Source organism: Streptosporangium sp. NPDC003464 (assembly GCF_053588315.1).
On record NZ_JBSFPS010000052.1, the window covers coordinates 14,259 to 30,308 of the forward strand.

Sequence of the window (16,050 nt, forward strand, 5' to 3'; positions counted from 1 at the left end):
CTCAGCCCAGGGCGTGGGCGATCAGCTCGGCGACCGCGTCGGGGTCGATGTGGTGGCCGGTGAGCTGGCAGAGGCTCTCCTGGTAGAGCAGGACCGCGGCGAAGGTGACCGCGGCCACCTCCAGCCGGGCGGCGTCGCCGCGCGCCGTGGGCAGCGCCAGCTCCAGCACGGACCGGGCCCGCCGGATGATCTCGCCGTTCAGCCGGCCGAGCCGGTCGCGGACCGAGCCGTGCGTGTCGGCCTCCCGGAACAGGATGCGGCGCATCGCCGGGGACGCGCTGAGCGGCAGCCGGCGGGCCAGCCGCGACAGGGCCCCGGCCGCGTCGCCGGGGACCGCCTCCACCTCCGGGGCCTCCTCCACGAGCGTGCGCTCGTCGACCAGGGCGACCAGCACGTCGATCTTCTTCGGGAAGTAGTGGAAGACGAGCCCTTTGGGCACCCCGGCCAGCCGGGCGATCTCCGCGGTGGGCGTGGCCTCGTAACCGCCCCCGGCGAACAGCTCCTCCGCGGCGTCGAGAATGCGCGTGCGCGTGCCGGGGTCCGAGGCGTCGCGCGGGCGCCCGGCCCTGCCGGAGCGCTGTCTGAGGCTGCCCACAGCCCGACCATAGCCCCCGGCCAGGCCGGATTTCCATGCCGCCGGGGGGAGAGCGCCGTACGCACACCGCACGCCGTACGCACACCGTCCGGAAGGGTCGGTACGGTCATGTAGTGTTTGAGACGAAATTGTCTCATATGAAACGGAGATGCATGGTGGCCGTGGGCCGCGACCAGATCATCGCCCTGGCGATACAGCACCTGAACGAGGATCCGACCGCCTCCATGGCCCAGATTGCCGAGGCCACCGGGGTCAGCCGCGCCACGCTCCACCGGCACTTCGCCAGCCGGGAGGAGCTGCTGGCCGTCCTCGGCCGCAAGGCGCTCGACAGCTGGGAGCGGGTGCAGCGGCGGGCCGCCATCGAGGAGGCCACCGCCTCCGCCGACCCGGAGCGCGTCACCGCCGCCCTGCGGGACCTGCTCGCCGGCATGGTCGACGACGTGCAGGAGTACGGCTTCGCGCTGACCGAGCACGTGATGACCAAGCTGCCCGGGCTGCGCGAGCGCGCCGACGAGCTGGAGGAGCGCGAGCTCGCGCTCTACCTGGCCGCGCAGCGGGCCGGCGTGCTCCGCCCCGATCTGCCGGTCAGGTGGATCAGCAACACCTCCTACGGCCTCATCATCGCCGTGCGGGAGAGCCTGCGGCGGGGCGACGTCGCGCGCAGGGACATCGAGCGGCTGCTGGTCGAGACCTTCCTGCGAGGGACCGCATGACGCGCGCGTCCGGACGGGGACCGGCGCTCGACGCGCCGCACCCACGCCGCTGGGCGGGGCTCGGTGTCCTGTCCGCGAGCCTGCTGCTGGTGGTCATGGACATGACCATCCTCAACGTGGCGCTGCCGGCGATCTCCGCCGATCTGAAGCCGGACTCGGTGCAGCTGCTGTGGATGGTGGACGTCTACGCGCTCGTGCTGTCCGGCCTGCTCGTCACGGTCAGCGCGCTGGGCGACCGGTGGGGCCGCAAGAAGATGCTGCTCACCGGATTCGCGATCTTCGGCCTCGCCTCGACCGCGGTGCTGGTGGCCGACAGCCCCGGCGACGTGATCGTCGCACGGGCGTTCCTCGGCGTCGGCGGCGCCATGATCATGCCGTCCACCCTGTCGATGATCCGCACCCTGTTCACCGATCCGCGCGAGCGGGCCACCGCGCTGGGCGTCTGGTCGGCCATGGCCGCGCTCGGCGGCGCGCTGGGCCCGATCCTCGGCGGCGCGTTGCTGGAGAGGTTCAGCTGGCACGCCGCGTTCCTGGTCAACGTCCCGGTGATGGTCGCGGCGGTCGTCGCCGGCCTCCTCCTGCTGCCCGAGTCCCGCGATCCGCGCCCGGGCCGCTGGGACGCGCCGGCCACGGCACTGTCCATCGTGGGGATGGTCGCCCTGGTGTGGGCGATCAAGCACTTCGGCAAGGAGGGGTTCGGCGACCCCAGCGCGCCGATCTCCCTGGCCGTCGCGGTGGTGACGCTGGTCTGGTTCGTCAGACGCTGCCTCGACCGGCCCGATCCGCTGCTGGACGTCCGCCTGTTCGGCCGTCCCTCCTTCACCGCGGGCACCGTCGCCGCGCTGACCACCTCCGTCGCGATGGCCGGGATGCTGCTGCTGATGGCCCAGTGGATGCAGCTCGTCCAGGGCTACTCACCCCTGGAGACCGGGGTGCGGCTGCTGCCGACCGCGGCCGGCGCGGGGCTGGTCTCGCCGCTGGCCCCCCGCCTGGCCGTCCGGGTCGGCACCAGGACGGTGCTCGCCGGCGGTCTGGCCGTCGCCGGGGCGGGGTTCCTGGTCCTCTTCGCCGCGCCGGCCCCGCTCTCCTACCCGGCCGTGGCCGTGGCGCTCCTGCTGATCGGCGTGGGCATGGGGTCGCTGGCGATCGCCTCGGCGGTCATCATGTCCAGCGCGCCGCCCGAGCGGGCCGGCAGCGCCGCCGCGATCGAGGAGACCAGCTACGAGCTGGGCGGGGCGCTGGGCGTGGCCGTTCTCGGCAGCGTCGCCGCGGCGGTCTACCGCGGCGGGCTCGCGCCGCCCGAGCCGGCCATGGCGGGCGTGACCGGCCGGGCCGCCGAGGTGGCCCGCGAGTCGCTGGGCGGGGCGCTGGAGGTGGCCGGAGGCGCCGGCCGGGCCGGGGCCGAGCTGGCCCGCCAGGCCCAGGCCGCCTTCACCGACTCGCTGGCCGTGACCGGCGCGGCCGGCGGCGGCCTCATGCTGGCCGCCGCCGTCGCGGTGTGGCTGCTCACCCCACGCGACATGGACCTGTCCGGCGACCACTGACCGTCCCGGCAGCCCCCTGGCCACCCCGTACGGCACGCGCCGCGGGCCGGCCCCCGCCGGGCGGGCCCGCCCGGCGGCTCATCCGGCGCCGATGGCGTCGAGCAGCATCGGCAGCGCGCGGCGGAGCTCCCCGTTCCAGTAGGTCATGTTGTGACGCCCGCTGTAGAAATGGGTCTCGACGGGGATGCCCAGCTCCTTGAGCCGGCCGGTGAAGGATCTGGCCGCCCGGTCGGCGAGCTCCTCGGTGATGTCGCCGAAGAGCTCGCCCTCTCTCTTGCGGCCGTCGCCGGCGGCCACGTAGAGCCGGACCCCGCGGAGCCTGCCCGCCAGGTGGTAGGGGTCGTGGGCCCGCCATATCCCGCGGTCGTCGTGGGGGTCGCCCCAGATGCGCTTCCAGTCGGTGCCGAAGCAGCCCGCGGTGGTGCCGAGCATGACGGCCAGGTCGACTCCCGGCATGAGGGTGTGCACGGCCCCGCTGAAGGAGGCCGCGGCCCGGAAGTTCCCGGTCGCGGCGTAGAGCATCGCCCCCTGACCGCCCATGGAGTATCCGGCGACGGCCCGCTCCCCGCTCGCGGCGTAGCGGCTCTCCAGCAGGGGCAGCAGCTCCTTCAGGTGGTAGGTCGCCCACCGGGGCGGGCCGCCGTCGCCGCCGTTGTACCAGTCGGAGTAGCTGCCGCACTTGCCTCCGTCCGGCATCACCACGATGACCTGCGCGTCCTCGGTCAGCTCCTCGATGTCCGACTTCGACCATGCCTGGTAGCCGTCCAGTCCCCCGTGGAGCAGCCAGAGCGTCGGCCAGCTCCGGCCGGAGTCCTTGGACCATCCCTGGGGCAGCAGCAGCCGGACCGTGGTGACGTCGTCGAGGGCCGGGGAGCGCAGGGTCAGCTCCATCCTGCGTCCGCCGAGCCGCCGTTCCTTGACCACCTCGGCGCCGCCTGGGGTCTTCAGCGGCTGGGCGGAGGTGGGAGAGGCGGCCGGCGCGGGGGCCGGGTGGCGCAGGTTGACGGCCAGGGCGATCGCGGCGGCCACGAGCAGGACGCAGAGCCCACCCACGATCACAGCGCCGATGAGGAGTCCGCGTAGCCGTGAACCGGGTGCCATGAGAGCCTCCGACCGTCCTTATTGACGCCGGACATAATAATTGCCCGGCAGCCTGCCGGGATGCCCGCTGAGTGCGCGATTATTCAGCCAATAAGCTGACGGTCATGAGCATTTCTGAGCTGAACCTTTTCCCCCTCTGCCTGGGGGGCAACGTATTCGGCTGGACCGCCGACCGCGACGCCTCGTTCGCCGTCCTGGACGCCTACGCGGAAGCGGGCGGCAACTTCATCGACACCGCCGACGTCTACTCCGAATGGGTCCCCGGGCACTCCGGCGGGGAGTCGGAGACGATCATCGGTGAGTGGATGGCCTCTCGCGGCAACCGCGACCGGGTCGTGGTGGCTACCAAGGTCGGCTCGCTGAGCGGCCGCCGCGGCCTGTCGGCGGCCAACATCCGCGCGGCGGCCGAAGACTCCCTGCGCCGCCTGCAGACCGACCACATCGATCTGTACTGGGCGCACATCGACGACGCCGAGACCCCGCTGGAGGAGACCCTCGGCGCGTTCGACTCCCTGATCCGCGAGGGCAAGGTGCGCAACATCGGCGCCTCCAACTACGGCGCCGAGCGGCTGGCCGAGGCGCTGGCGATCTCCGAGCGGGACGGCCTGGCCCGGTACGGGGTGCTGCAGCAGCACTACAACCTGCTGGAGCGCGGCTACGAGGGCGCGCTGCGCGAGGTGGTCGCCGCGGCGGGGCTGACCAGCACACCGTACTTCGGCCTGGCCCGTGGCTTCCTGACCGGCAAGTATCGGCCCGGGGTCGAGGTGGACAGCCCCCGCGCCGGTCAGGCGTCGGCCTACCTGGCGACCGAACGCGGTCCGCGGGTGCTGGAGGCCCTGAGCAAGGTGGCCGCCGCCCACGACGTCGCCCCGGCCGCCGTCGCGCTCGCCTGGCTGGCCGCCCAGCCCACGGTGGCCGCGCCGATCGCCAGCGCCCGCAGCGTCGAGCAGCTCAAGCCGCTGCTCGCGGTCGCCGGGCTGACCCTGCGGGACGACGAGCTGGCGATGCTGGACGAGGCCTCCCGCTAGCCACCGCGGTGGGGAAGGCCGGCCGGCGCCGCCGTACGGGGCGTCCGGCCGGCCGCCGCGCGGTGTGGGCCCGGCCGTGGCACGGGTGAGGGGCCCGGCCGTGGCACGGCCGGACCCCTCACCCGCCTCCCGGATCGACCGGCCCGGCGCCGGCCGGCCCGCTCAGTGCTGGACGGCCTTCTCGGCGCCGATGCCGGTGAGGGAGCGGACCTCGATCTCGGCGTACTTCTCGGCGCTGTACTCCTTGCTGAGCCGGGTCCCGATGATCCCGGCCAGGAAGCCGAGCGGGATCGAGACGAGGCCGGGGTTGCTCAGCGGGAACCAGGCGAAGTCCGCGTCCGGGAACAGCGAGGTGGCGCTGCCCGACACGACCGGCGAGAAGATCACCAGGACCAGCGCGGAGACCAGGCCGCCGTAGATGGCCGAGACCGCGCCGGCGGTGTTGAACCGCTTCCAGAACAGGCTGAACAGGATCGCCGGCAGGTTGCCGGAGGCCGCCACCGCGAAGGCCAGCGCGACCAGGAAGGCCACGTTCTGCCCCTGGGCGAGGATGCCGAGCCCGATGGCGACCGCGCCGATGACGAAGGAGGAGATCCGGGCGACCAGGATCTCCTCCTTCTCGGTGGCGCCGCCGCGCTTGAACACGTGGGCGTACAGGTCGTGGGCGAAGCTGGAGGAGGAGGCCAGCGTCAGACCGGCGACCACCGCCAGGATCGTGGCGAAGGCGACCGCCGCGATGAGCGCCAGCAGGATCGTGCCGCCGACCTCGCCGAAGATGGCCTGGCCGACCGCCTCGGCGAGCATCGGCGCGGCGGTGTTGCCCGCCTTGTCCTGTGCCGCGATGGCCTTGCCGCCGACCAGCGCCGCGGCGCCGAAGCCCAGCACGAGGGTGAGCAGGTAGAAGACGCCGATGATGCCGATGCCCCACAGGACCGACTTGCGGGCCTCCTTGGCGGTGGGCACCGTGTAGAAGCGGATCAGGATGTGAGGCAGGCCCGCGGTGCCGAGCACCAGCGCCAGGCCCAGGCTGATCAGGTCGAGCTTGCCCGCCAGCCCCTGCGCCTCGGTGCCGTACTTCCCGCCCGGGTTGAGGAACGCGTCGCCCTTGCCGCTCTGCGCGGCGGCCTCGCCGAGCAGAGCGGAGAGGTTGAAGCCGTACTTGCCGAGCACCAGCAGGGTGATCAGGGTCGCGCCGCCCATGAGCAGCACGGCCTTGACGATCTGCACCCAGGTGGTGCCCTTCATGCCGCCGACGACCACGTAGATGATCATGAGCAGGCCGACGCCGACGATGGTGAGCGCCTTGCCGCCGGGAGAGGTGACGCCGAGCAGCAGACCGACGAGCGCGCCGGCGCCGACCATCTGGGCCAGCAGGTAGAAGATCGACACGACGATGGTGGAGACGCCCGCGGCGGTGCGGACCGGGCGCGGGCTCATCCGGAAGGCCAGGACGTCGGCCATGGTGAACTTGCCGGAGTTGCGCATCAGCTCGGCGACCAGCAGCAGCGCCACCAGCCAGGCGACCAGGAAGCCGATCGAGTAGAGGAAGCCGTCGTATCCGGACAGGGCGATCGTCCCGGCGATGCCCAGGAAGCTCGCGGCCGACATGTAGTCGCCGCCGATCGCCAGGCCGTTCTGGGCGCCGCTGAAGGACCGGCCGCCGGCGTAGTAGTCGGTGGCGCTCTTGGTGTTGCGGCTGGCCCAGAAGGTGATCACCAATGTCCCCGCGACGAAGAGCAGGAACAGGATCGTCGACAGTGTCTGGTGGCTCATACGACCTCTTCCTCCACGGTCTCTTCCTCCACCTCGTGACGGATCTCGTCGGCCACCGGGTCAAGCTTCTTCTCGGCGTATCGGGAGTAGGCCCAGGCGATCAGGAACGTCGACACGAACTGGAGCAGACCGAAGATCAGTGCCACGTTGATGTTGCCCAGCACCTTGGCGCCCATGAAGTCACGCGCCCAGGCGGACAGCACCACGTAGAGCAGGTACCACGCCAGGAACGCCGCGGTCATCGGGAAGGCCCACGACCGGAAGCGCCGCTTCAGCTCCTGGAACCTCGCGTCACCCTGAATCTGTTCGTAGACAGATGAATCATGTTGCCTGGCGGTCACAGGACCTCCCACGAATGTGATCTGGATCACGGCCAACGTAGGAGGGACCGTACCCCGGGAGGAGACCCGGGGACGGACTCTTCGCCCAGGTGGCGCCGGGTCGCGGTCAGTTGGGCATGACTTGCGGTGAAAGGTCCATCCGGTGCGGTGAACGGTCCACCGGTCCGGGACGGCCTCCGTCGAGAACGGCGTGTCGCCGGGGTTCCGCGGGCGGGCTGGGGGGATGGTCTACCCATGGTCCATCGAGGGTGAAAGGGGACACCATGGAGGAGGAACTGGCCAGGTTGACGGGCCTGCTGTACGAGATGGGGCTGCTCAAGCGTTACCGGCGCACGGGGTGGCTGGTCGCGGGCGTGCGAGACCCCGAGAGCATCGCCGACCACTCCTTCCGGGCGGCCGTCATCGCGACCGTGATCGCGGCGATGGAGGGCGGCGACCCCGAGCGCGCGGCGTTCATGAGCCTGTTCCACGACTCCCAGGAGACGCGGATCACCGACATCCCCTACCTCGCCAAGCGCTATCTCAAGACGGCCTCCAACGAGGAGGTCACCGCCGACCAGACGCGCGGCGTCCCCTCGGCCGTCGCCGAGGTCATCGGCGGCGCGGTCGGCGAGTACGAGGAGAAGACCAGCCTCGAAGCCCGCTGCGCCCGTGACGCCGACAAGCTGGAATGCCTCATCCAGGCCGTCGAGTATCGGGAGCAGGGGCACCGGACCGTCCAGCCGTGGATCGACAGCTCGCTCGCCGCCCTGCAGACGGCCTCGGCGAAACGCCTCGCGGAGGAGGCGCTCCGTACCGGCCCGCTGGAATGGGTGACGCACGTCCTCAACGGAGACCCGGGCGCCTGAGCCGCGCGCGGCGACAGGCACGGACCGCCGGTGACGCGGGCGGCCGCTCCGCATCGGGCCGGATCCGGTGCCTGTCCGGAAGCGCGGGACCCCTCGTCCTCCTTTCCGGTGCCTGTCAGGGAGCGCGGGACCCCTCCTCCCCTCCGGGGCCTGCCAGGGAGCGCGGGACCCCTCCTCCCCTCCGGGGCCGCCGCCGTCTCCGGCGGCGGTCCGGGCCAGGAGGGACGGTCCGGGGGCTAGGAGAGCAGACGGCCCCAGTTCGGCAGGGCGGCGGTCATGCCCGCCGTTCTCAGGCTGTGCCAGAGCGCGGCCTGGTTGGAGGTGACGACCGGCAGGCCCAGGTCCCGCTCGAGCAGTTCGATGGCCTCGATGGAGCGCAGGCCGTTGCCCACGACGGCGATCCCGTCCGCGTCGGCCGAGATCGACCGGCGGACCTGGTGGTAGAGGTCCTCGGGCCGGACGTGCCGCTGGCCCTGGCTGTCCCAGATCTCCCACGGCTGCAGCTCCCGCCACCCGATCCCCAGGTCGAAGGGGAGCGTCCCGGCGACGTGGAAGCCGGCCGCGGCGAAGTACCGCTCCGCCTCCTGGGCGATGGCCGCCTTGAACCAGGGAGGGATGACCAGCAGGGGGCGTTTGACGTCCAGCTCCCGCATGGCGGTCACCAGCGCCTGCGCCGCCGTGATGACGGGCGTGCCGTGCGCCTTGCGGGAGGCCTCCTGCGCGAACCGCTCGTCGAAGCCGGGTCCGCCCAGGAAGCTGCCGGTGACGAAGCAGAGGCAGATCGCGTCGAGGCCGATGTGACCGAGCTGGTCGAGGCCGCGGGCGATGTCCGGGGACTCCGCCACCGCCGTGCCGGGCCTGTCGTAGGCGTCGGTCCCGGCCTGGCGGGGGCTGGCGAAGCGGGCGGCGTGGACGGTCACCCCGGCCGGCGCCATCGCCCAGAACTCCGATTCGGGGACGGGGTCCTTGTCGATGACGAGGATGCCGAAGCGTGCCCGCCACCCCGAGCTGTCGGTGCGCTCCTTGGCCCGGTGCGGGCCGGCCAGGTCAGTCATCGCCGCCCCCCACCCGGGCGGAGGGAAGGGAGGGCGCGCGCTCCGTGCTCGCCGGCGCCGGAGGGGGCGGCCCGGGGTCCGCCTCCGCCGGGGGACGCGGGCGGAGCGAGGCCAGACGGTTCTCGGCGGCGGCCAGGCCGATCAGGACGGCCACGACGCCCACCACCATGTTCCAGGTCACCGTGTCGCCCAGGAGCAGGGTGCTGGTGAGCATGCCGACCACGGGGACCAGGTAGTTCACCGCGGAGGCGGAGGTGGCTCCGAGGTCGCTGATGAGCCGGAAGTAGAGCACGTAGGCCAGGCCGGTGCCGATGGCGCCCAGGATCACGATGCTCGTGACCACCGGCCAGCTGAGCGTGGGGGTCTGCCAGGGCGTGAAGGGCAGCACCGCCCCCTGCAGCAGGGTCGCGGCGACGAGCTGCGAGGCGGCGAGCGCGAGCGGGGCCAGGCCGTGCTGCAGGAGGAAGCGCCGGACGTAGACGGTCTGGGCGGCGTAGCAGGCCGCGGCCCCCAGCACCGCGAGCTGCCCGGTCAGGGATCCGGCGTCGCTGTTCCACGGGGCGATGATCAGGACCACTCCGGCGAATCCCAGCAGGAAGCCGGCGAGCTTCCGCCGGGTCGTCTTCTCCGACGGCAGCAGGATCCACACGGCCACGAGCGTGAGCAGCGGGAGCGCGGCGATGATCACACCGGCCATGGCGGCGCTGGTGTAGCGCTCCCCCCAGGCCAGCAGGAGGAAGGGGGCGACCATGCCGAGGATCGCGGCGACGGCGATGTGTCCCCAGATGGCGCCGAAGGCCGGGATCCGCACCCGGCGCAGGCCCACGAAGGCGAGCAGGACCACGGCCCCCAGGACGATCCGGACGAACACCAGCAGGGCCGGCGTCAGCCCGTCGAGCGAGATCTTGATAAAGGTATAGCTCCCTCCCCAGATGAGCCCGAGGAGGAGGAACTGCAAGACGCTCGAACGTTTCATCTCAATTCTCTCTCTTGGTGGTGTCGGAGGCTCTGCCGCTCAGGGTGTGTCCCGTGGCCCCTGCCGCCTGCCACGGCCGGCCGGACGGCCGCCCCGCCACGCCGTCCGCCCATGACCGCGTCATGAGCGCCCGCGCCCGGGGGGCGGCCGTCCGGCCGATCCGCGCTGGGGTGGAGATCCATGGAGCGCGTCCCTAGACGAGGGCCAGCTCGGGGATGCTCGCCAGGCCGTGGTCGAGGACGTCGTCGGAGAGGGCGTCGTCCGGCAGCGTGCCGGCGAAGTACCGCTCGTAGGCGGAGAGGTTGAAGTAGCCGTGGCCGGTCAGGCCGAACAGGATCGCCCGGGACTCACCCTCCTCCCGGCACCGGATCGCCTCGTCGATGGCGACGCGGACCGCGTGCGTGGACTCCGGCGCCGGCAGGATGCCCTCGGCGTGCAGGAACTGCACGCCGGCCTCGAAGCAGCTGGTCTGGGTCACCGCGACCGCCTCGATGTGCCCCTCCTCCACCGCCCTGCTGACCAGCGGCGCGATGCCGTGGGCGCGCAGCCCTCCGGCGTGCACGGGCGGCGGGACGAACGTGTGGCCCAGCGTGTGCATGCGGTACAGCGGCGTCAGGCCGCCGGAGTCCGCGTAGTCGTAGGCGATGCGGCCCCGGGTCAGCGTCGGGCAGGCGACCGGCTCGACGGCGACGATCCGCAGGTCCCGGCCACCGCGCAGCTTCGCGCCGAGGAAGGGGAACGACAGACCCGCGAGGTTGCTCCCGCCGCCCGAGCAGCCGATCACGATGTCGGGGTAGTCCTCGGCCAGCTCCATCTGGCGTATCGCCTCCTGCCCGATCACCGTCTGGTGCGCGCAGACGTGGTTGCTGGCGCTGCCGCGCGTGTAGGCCGCCTCGGGGTTGTCGAAGACCGTCTGCAGCGCCTCGGACTTGGCGACGCCCAGGCTCCCGGGATGGTCCGGGTTCTCGGCGAGGATCGCCCGGCCGGCCTCGGTCTCGGTGCTCGGGCTGGGCACGCAGGTGGCCCCGAAGGTCTCCATGAGGGCACGCCGGTGCGGGTTCTGCTGGTAGCTCACCTTCACCTGGTAGACCTTCGCGGACATGTCGAAGAGCTTGGCGGCGAAGGCCACCGCGCTCCCCCACTGACCGGCGCCGGTGTCGGCGACCAGCAGCGTCTTGCCGGCCTCCTTGTTGTAGTAGGCCTGGGCGATGGCACTGTTGGGCTTGAAGCTGCCGGTGGGCGCGTCGCCCTCGTACTTGTAGTAGATGCGTGCGGGGGTCCCCAGAGCCTGCTCGAGCCGGCGCGCGCGGAACATGGGGGTGGGCCGCCACTGCGCGTAAACCTGCCGGACGGGCTCGGGGATCTCGAACTCCCGCTCCTTGCTCAACTCCTGCTCGATGAGCGCATCGGGCATCGTCCGCTTCATGTCCTCCCGGGTGATCGGCTGACCGGTCCGCGGATTGATCGGCGGCGCCATGTCGGGCAGATCGGCGGCCAGGTTGTACCAGGTCTGCGGAATATCGGCCTCGGTGAGCTGGTACCTGACTCGATTAATCATCAAAAGCTCCAGTCATCTGAAACAAAATTACGAAAGGAAAAAACCGGCCTGCCGTGCCCTACCGCGCCGCGGCCTCCTCCACCAGGGAGCCCTCCTTGGTGGTGTGCGAGCTCTGGAAGAGCCGGGGATGGGCCTCGCGGATCCCGTTGACGACGAGCTCGTAGGGGAAGTCGTCGAACTCGCCGTGCCAGTGCACGAATTCCATGTGCCGGCGGCCGTCCTCGTCGAAGGGGTGGTAAACGCTGTCGGCCGTGCCGTCGAATTCGAGCGGGGCGATACGGTACAGACGGCACAGCGTCTTGTTGAACACCGGCGTGGCCTTGACCCAGCGCCCGTCCAGATTGACCTGGGTCAGGCTGTGGAAGCGGAAGAGGTCACCGCCGACGAGCTCCCTCAGCCGGTCCGACGCCAGGTGGTTGCGCACGTCGCCCATCACGATGCGGCTGGGGATCCCGACGGCCCGCAGCGCGGTCGCGTAGACCAGCGACTTGTGGACGCAGAACCCGCTCCCCCTGTCGATGATCGCGCTGGCCTTGAGGCCGGCCCGCGACAGGTCGCTCCCGTAGACCTCGTAGCGGATCCCGTCGCGGACCGCGTAGTACAGCTTGATGGCCTTCTCGTTGGGGCCGAGCTCGGCGTCGCCCAGAGCCCGTGAGACGAATTCGCGCACGGTGGAGGACTCGTGGTCGAGGAATTCGGTCGGCCGGCAGAGTTCGTCCAGCTGGAGAGTCATTTCGTCTTCGTCCTTGTCCTGTAGAATTGGTTGGCTGATTCTCAGAGGCCCATCATCGCGGCCACTCGATTGCGCTGGATGTCGGTCGTCCCGGAGTAGATGGTCCCGCCGACGGCGTTTCTCAGATCCCTTTCCAGGCCGAATTCCGCCATATATCCGTTGCCGCCGAAGATCTGCACCGCGGCCAGTGCGGAGGAGAGGTTGGCCTCGCTCGCGAGCAGCTTGCTGATGGCGACGTCGACGGTGACGTTCTCGTTGTTCATCAGGCGGGAGGCGGTTTCGTAGAGCCACCGGCGCGCGTTCTCCACACCGATCTTCATGTCGACGATCTTGTTGGCGATCGACTGGAACGAGCCGATGGGCTTCCCGAACTGGGTCCGCTGCTTGGCATAGTCCACACACCGCTCCAGGCGGTGCTGCATCTCCCCGACGTTCACGATGAAGGAGCAGAGGATCTCCCACTTCATCACGTGGTCGAGCACCAGGAATCCGGCCCCCGGGCGGCCGATCACGTTGGCCGCCGGGACCGCGCACTCGTCGAAGAAGAGCTCGGCGATCGGAGAGGTCTTCAGCCCCATCTTGTCGATGGGCTTGCCCACGGTGAGGCCCGGCGTGTCCCGCTCGACGAGGAAGGCCGTGATGCCCAGCGGCCCGCCGTCGGGATGGGTGCGGGCGTAGACCACGAACAGGTCGGCGACGGGGGCGTTGCTGACGAAGGTCTTGCTGCCCGACAGGATCCACCGGTCCCCCTCGCGCCTGGCGGTGGTCCGCATCTTCAGCGCGTCGGAACCGCTGTCCGGCTCGCTGATCGCGTGCGCGCCGATCGTGGTCCCGTCGCAGACGCCCGGAAGGTAGCGGGCCTTGAGGTCGGCCGATCCGAACCGCTGGAGGGGCACTCCGGTGCTCACCATGTGGGTGGTCACCGAGAAGCTGAGGCCGCCGTCACGGGAGCCGTGGCCGAGCCCCTCCAGGACGTACATGGTGGTGAGCAGGTCCTGGCCGAGGCCGCCCCACTGCTCCTCGAACGGGAGCGACAGGATCCCCGACTCGCGGATGATCTTCCATTTGTCTCCGTCGAAGACGGCGTTCTTGTCCCGCTCCAGATGGCCGTCGTTGAGCGCCGTGAACCATTGGGCGAGCCCGTCGCGCAGGTCGCGCTGGTCTTCGGTCCACTTGACCATCGCTGCCTCCTTTCTTGCCGGGTAGGAGTGTCTTGCCGGGTACGGACAGGAGTGACTTGCCGGGTAGCAGTGGGACCCCGGCGGTGACCGCCGGGAGTCCCACTGCGGGCGGGTCCTGGTAGGTGACCGCCGGGAGTCCCACCGCGGGCGGGTCCTAGTAGTGGGAGAACTCCGCGGCGTCCAGGCTGTGCCGCTCGTCGCCCCTGAGCGCGGGAGAGAAGACGCAGACCAGCCGCAGGTCCTCGTGGGGAGAGGCGATGAGGTAGTGGGCGTCATGCAGGTCAAGGGCATAGATCGTCCCCGGTGTGATCGGGTAGGAGTTCCCCTGGAGGTCGATCACCTCTCCGCTGCCCTCGATGCAGTAGCACGCTTCCAGGTGGTTGCGATACTCAAGATGGGACTTCGTCCCGGCGTAGACGATGGTGTCGGTGAGGGTGTATCCCATTCCGTCCGACTCCAGCAGGAAACGCCGGCTCAGGCCGTTCCCCCAGTCGACGGTCTTCGACTCGTTGAGGTCTCGAACGATCATGATTTCTACTCCTTAGTCTGTGCGTTCAATGTCCGTTCATTTGATCCGCGCGCCGATGTCCGCATTGATGGCGCGCCGTCCGTTCACCTGGTCTGCGGGCCGCCGCTCATCCGGGCCGCGGGGCGCCGCTCATTCGGATCGACTGTCGTGCCGGCCCGGATTCAGGCCCGGCCCGCCGTGTCGACGAGGGCCGATATCCTGTTGATCGTCCGGAAGTTGTCCGGGGTCAGTTCGATCGTGTCGGAATCCAGCTGGAACTGGATCTCCAGCCATTCGATGACCCGGAGCAGGCCGAGACTGTCGACTATCCCGCCGTTCAGCAGGTCGTAGTCGGAGTCGAGCTCGCCGGCCCCCACGTCGGGCAGAAATTCACTCAGAATGAATTTCTTGATGGTCGTCGCATTGTCCATTTCATGCCGCCTCTGTCTGACTGGATTTGATGTGGTTACGATCGATCTTTCCTGTGGAGGTCCTGGGGAGCGGACCGTCGACGATCTGTACCGTCGAGGGGATGCCCGCTCCGGGGAGCCGGCCGGCGCAGTGCCGGCGGATCTCCAGGCTGTTCAGCCCGCTGTCGGGACGCCGCCGGAGAGCGGCGTGCAGCCGGTGGCCCGCCCGGGGATCGGGGATGGCGACCACCGCCGCCTCCAGGACCTGACCGTGTGCGAGGAGCGCCTGTTCGACCTCCTGCGTGTTGACCCGCTGACCCCGGATCTTCACCTGGAAGTCGTTGCGCCCCTCAAGCGTGAGCCGGCCGTCCGGGTGCCTGCGCACCAGGTCTCCGGAGCGGAAATAGCGCCGGCCGTCCGGCCGCTCGGGATGCTCGACGAACTTGTCGTCGAGTGAGGCGTTGAGGTATCCGGTGGTCTGGAACGGTGTGGTCACATACAGCTCACCCGTCCCCGCGCCGGTCAGGACTCCGCCGTCGTCGGTCACGAGCAGGGCCTCCACCCCGGGCAGCGGCTCCCCCAGGGGGAGCGGGGAGAGCCGCTCCGACTCGACGTCCACCCGGTGGATGAAACTGTCGTTGGTCTCCGTGCAGCCGTAGAGGTTGTAGAAATTCGCCTCCGGGAACAGCTTGGGCAGCTCCGCCAGGCATCCCGGCTGTATCGCGTCGCCGGTGAAGATGACGTGCTGGGTGGCGTACACCTGCTCGCCGGTCTGCCTGGCGGCGTCCGTCAGCAGCCCGTACAGCATGGGCACCGCCTGGATGACGTCCACCGGGTGGTCGGCCAGCAGGTCGAACAGCGAGCGCGCGTTCGTGGCCTGGTCCGGATCGACCAGCACCACGCAGCCGCCCTGCTTGAGCGTCGCCCAGATGTCGAGCAGGCACAGGTCGAAGTTGAGGGGGGCGTAGTTGAGCACGGAACGGCCGGGGCCGAGGTCGAACCGGTCGTGCGCCCAGTCGGCGAACCGGTCGACCGCCCCCACCGTCAACGGGACGATTTTGGGCAGTCCGGTGGAGCCCGAGGTGGTGAGCATGAACGAGACCTGGTCCGGGTCGTCCGGTCCCACCGGCGCCGCGGCGGAGTCCGGGGATCCCGGCTCCACCCGCATCACCTGTGCGACCATGCTCTCCCGGGCCGCGTCCCAGTTGTCGTCCGGCGACACCACATGCGTGCAACGGGCCTGCGTGAACAGCCCGCGCAGCGTGCTCTCCGGCAGACCGGGCGACGGGACGAGAAAGCTCCGGCGGTCCAGCATGGCACCGAGGAGCAGACCGATCGCCCTCGGCGACTTACGGGCGAGAATGCCCAGTGGACCAGAGCTCAACTCTCTTACCTCGGAATATGCTCCCCACATCATGTCGCACAACTCGGCGTAACTCGTCTCTTTCCCGCACCATATCAACGCGGGCGCGGTGGGACGTATCCGTGCGTGCTCGATCAGTTTCGTGATCACCGAAGCCGTTGGCTCCATGGACTCTCCAACCTCCTCACATAAATAGCCGGCGTCGCCTCGCGTCCGCGTAGCCGATGAATTTCCAATCTCGGGCTCCCAGAAATGCGGCGGCGTCTCATAACGGGACCCGGTCCGACACCGCTCCGGCATTGAAGTCGGCCGGGCAGGTGACT

At 70.3% G+C, this 16,050-nt stretch carries 16 protein-coding genes; 4 read left to right on the plus strand and 12 right to left on the minus strand.

The genetic code is table 11. The annotated features are described in order from the left end of the window. Position 1 precedes the first annotated feature (1 nt). Entirely contained in the window at positions 2-595 is a 594-nt protein-coding gene (locus tag ACWDS7_RS14390) for a TetR/AcrR family transcriptional regulator (protein WP_451929644.1), read from the minus strand. Between the two features lie 137 nt (positions 596-732). On the opposite strand from ACWDS7_RS14390, the gene ACWDS7_RS14395 reads away from it, so the two are divergent. After that, on the plus strand, positions 733-1,308 hold the full coding sequence (locus ACWDS7_RS14395; RefSeq protein WP_306868330.1) for a TetR/AcrR family transcriptional regulator: 576 nt from the start codon (positions 733-735) through the stop codon (positions 1,306-1,308). Then, positions 1,305-2,852: an MFS transporter gene (locus ACWDS7_RS14400; protein ID WP_451929645.1), complete on the plus strand. Its 1,548-nt coding sequence runs from the start codon at positions 1,305-1,307 to the stop codon at positions 2,850-2,852. The genes ACWDS7_RS14395 and ACWDS7_RS14400 overlap by 4 nt, the downstream gene beginning before the upstream one ends. A gap of 78 nt (positions 2,853-2,930) precedes the next feature. On the opposite strand, the gene ACWDS7_RS14405 is transcribed toward ACWDS7_RS14400, so the two are convergent. Then, complete coding sequence (locus ACWDS7_RS14405; RefSeq protein WP_451929646.1) at positions 2,931-3,953, minus strand: alpha/beta hydrolase; 1,023 nt, start codon at positions 3,951-3,953, stop codon at positions 2,931-2,933. A gap of 104 nt (positions 3,954-4,057) precedes the next feature. Here ACWDS7_RS14405 and ACWDS7_RS14410 point away from each other — a divergent pair, with 104 nt between their 5' ends. Further along, positions 4,058-4,981 (plus strand): aldo/keto reductase, encoded by a 924-nt coding sequence (locus tag ACWDS7_RS14410; protein WP_451929647.1) that lies wholly within the window; start codon positions 4,058-4,060, stop codon positions 4,979-4,981. Positions 4,982-5,143: 162 nt separating this feature from the next. On the opposite strand, the gene ACWDS7_RS14415 is transcribed toward ACWDS7_RS14410, so the two are convergent. Next, on the minus strand, positions 5,144-6,754 hold the full coding sequence (locus ACWDS7_RS14415) for a solute symporter family protein (RefSeq protein ID WP_451929648.1): 1,611 nt from the start codon (positions 6,752-6,754) through the stop codon (positions 5,144-5,146). After that, entirely contained in the window at positions 6,751-7,095 is a 345-nt protein-coding gene (locus ACWDS7_RS14420; protein ID WP_306868319.1) for a DUF485 domain-containing protein, read from the minus strand. Before ACWDS7_RS14420 ends, ACWDS7_RS14415 begins: the two co-directional genes overlap by 4 nt. Before the next feature lie 263 nt (positions 7,096-7,358). Between ACWDS7_RS14420 and ACWDS7_RS14425 the strand changes: the two genes are divergently transcribed. Further along, the gene (locus tag ACWDS7_RS14425; RefSeq protein ID WP_306868318.1) at positions 7,359-7,943 is read left to right on the plus strand and encodes an HD domain-containing protein; all 585 of its coding nucleotides are present in this window, start codon (positions 7,359-7,361) and stop codon (positions 7,941-7,943) included. Positions 7,944-8,179: 236 nt separating this feature from the next. Here the strand turns inward: ACWDS7_RS14425 and ACWDS7_RS14430 are convergent, their stop codons facing one another. The 8 genes from ACWDS7_RS14430 to ACWDS7_RS14465 form a co-directional block, all read right to left on the minus strand. Then, positions 8,180-8,998 carry a maleate cis-trans isomerase family protein gene (locus ACWDS7_RS14430; RefSeq protein ID WP_451929649.1) on the minus strand — a complete coding sequence of 273 codons (819 nt, stop codon included), beginning with the start codon at positions 8,996-8,998 and terminating at the stop codon, positions 8,180-8,182. After that, entirely contained in the window at positions 8,991-9,974 is a 984-nt protein-coding gene (locus tag ACWDS7_RS14435; RefSeq protein ID WP_451929650.1) for a DMT family transporter, read from the minus strand. Before ACWDS7_RS14435 ends, ACWDS7_RS14430 begins: the two co-directional genes overlap by 8 nt. A 193-nt stretch (positions 9,975-10,167) precedes the next feature. Continuing rightward, positions 10,168-11,532: a TrpB-like pyridoxal phosphate-dependent enzyme gene (locus ACWDS7_RS14440; RefSeq protein WP_306868312.1), complete on the minus strand. Its 1,365-nt coding sequence runs from the start codon at positions 11,530-11,532 to the stop codon at positions 10,168-10,170. Positions 11,533-11,590: 58 nt separating this feature from the next. Further along, positions 11,591-12,265, minus strand: a complete 675-nt coding sequence (locus ACWDS7_RS14445; protein ID WP_306868311.1) for a transglutaminase-like domain-containing protein — start codon at positions 12,263-12,265, stop codon at positions 11,591-11,593. 41 nt (positions 12,266-12,306) lie between these two features. Further along, positions 12,307-13,446 (minus strand): acyl-CoA dehydrogenase family protein, encoded by a 1,140-nt coding sequence (locus ACWDS7_RS14450; protein ID WP_306868309.1) that lies wholly within the window; start codon positions 13,444-13,446, stop codon positions 12,307-12,309. 154 nt (positions 13,447-13,600) lie between these two features. After that, positions 13,601-13,975: an ectoine synthase gene (locus ACWDS7_RS14455; protein ID WP_306868307.1), complete on the minus strand. Its 375-nt coding sequence runs from the start codon at positions 13,973-13,975 to the stop codon at positions 13,601-13,603. A 161-nt stretch (positions 13,976-14,136) separates the two neighbouring features. Next, positions 14,137-14,385 (minus strand): acyl carrier protein, encoded by a 249-nt coding sequence (locus ACWDS7_RS14460; protein WP_306868305.1) that lies wholly within the window; start codon positions 14,383-14,385, stop codon positions 14,137-14,139. Position 14,386: 1 nt separating this feature from the next. Beyond that, positions 14,387-15,895: an AMP-binding protein gene (locus ACWDS7_RS14465; protein WP_451929651.1), complete on the minus strand. Its 1,509-nt coding sequence runs from the start codon at positions 15,893-15,895 to the stop codon at positions 14,387-14,389. Positions 15,896-16,050 lie beyond the last annotated feature (155 nt).

What these genes read in the sequence shown, in the direction of transcription:
- ACWDS7_RS14395 (WP_306868330.1), top strand. Translation starts at nt 733, where the DNA reads ATGAAACGGAGATGCATGGTGGCCGTGGGCCGCGACCAGATCATCGCC.
- ACWDS7_RS14400 (WP_451929645.1), top strand. Translation starts at nt 1,305, where the DNA reads ATGACGCGCGCGTCCGGACGGGGACCGGCGCTCGACGCGCCGCACCCA.
- ACWDS7_RS14405 (WP_451929646.1), bottom strand. Translation starts at nt 3,953, where the DNA reads ATGGCACCCGGTTCACGGCTACGCGGACTCCTCATCGGCGCTGTGATC.
- ACWDS7_RS14410 (WP_451929647.1), top strand. Translation starts at nt 4,058, where the DNA reads ATGAGCATTTCTGAGCTGAACCTTTTCCCCCTCTGCCTGGGGGGCAAC.
- ACWDS7_RS14415 (WP_451929648.1), bottom strand. Translation starts at nt 6,754, where the DNA reads ATGAGCCACCAGACACTGTCGACGATCCTGTTCCTGCTCTTCGTCGCG.
- ACWDS7_RS14425 (WP_306868318.1), top strand. Translation starts at nt 7,359, where the DNA reads ATGGAGGAGGAACTGGCCAGGTTGACGGGCCTGCTGTACGAGATGGGG.
- ACWDS7_RS14430 (WP_451929649.1), bottom strand. Translation starts at nt 8,998, where the DNA reads ATGACTGACCTGGCCGGCCCGCACCGGGCCAAGGAGCGCACCGACAGC.
- ACWDS7_RS14435 (WP_451929650.1), bottom strand. Translation starts at nt 9,974, where the DNA reads ATGAAACGTTCGAGCGTCTTGCAGTTCCTCCTCCTCGGGCTCATCTGG.
- ACWDS7_RS14440 (WP_306868312.1), bottom strand. Translation starts at nt 11,532, where the DNA reads ATGATTAATCGAGTCAGGTACCAGCTCACCGAGGCCGATATTCCGCAG.
- ACWDS7_RS14445 (WP_306868311.1), bottom strand. Translation starts at nt 12,265, where the DNA reads ATGACTCTCCAGCTGGACGAACTCTGCCGGCCGACCGAATTCCTCGAC.
- ACWDS7_RS14450 (WP_306868309.1), bottom strand. Translation starts at nt 13,446, where the DNA reads ATGGTCAAGTGGACCGAAGACCAGCGCGACCTGCGCGACGGGCTCGCC.
- ACWDS7_RS14455 (WP_306868307.1), bottom strand. Translation starts at nt 13,975, where the DNA reads ATGATCGTTCGAGACCTCAACGAGTCGAAGACCGTCGACTGGGGGAAC.
- ACWDS7_RS14460 (WP_306868305.1), bottom strand. Translation starts at nt 14,385, where the DNA reads ATGGACAATGCGACGACCATCAAGAAATTCATTCTGAGTGAATTTCTG.
- ACWDS7_RS14465 (WP_451929651.1), bottom strand. Translation starts at nt 15,895, where the DNA reads ATGGAGCCAACGGCTTCGGTGATCACGAAACTGATCGAGCACGCACGG.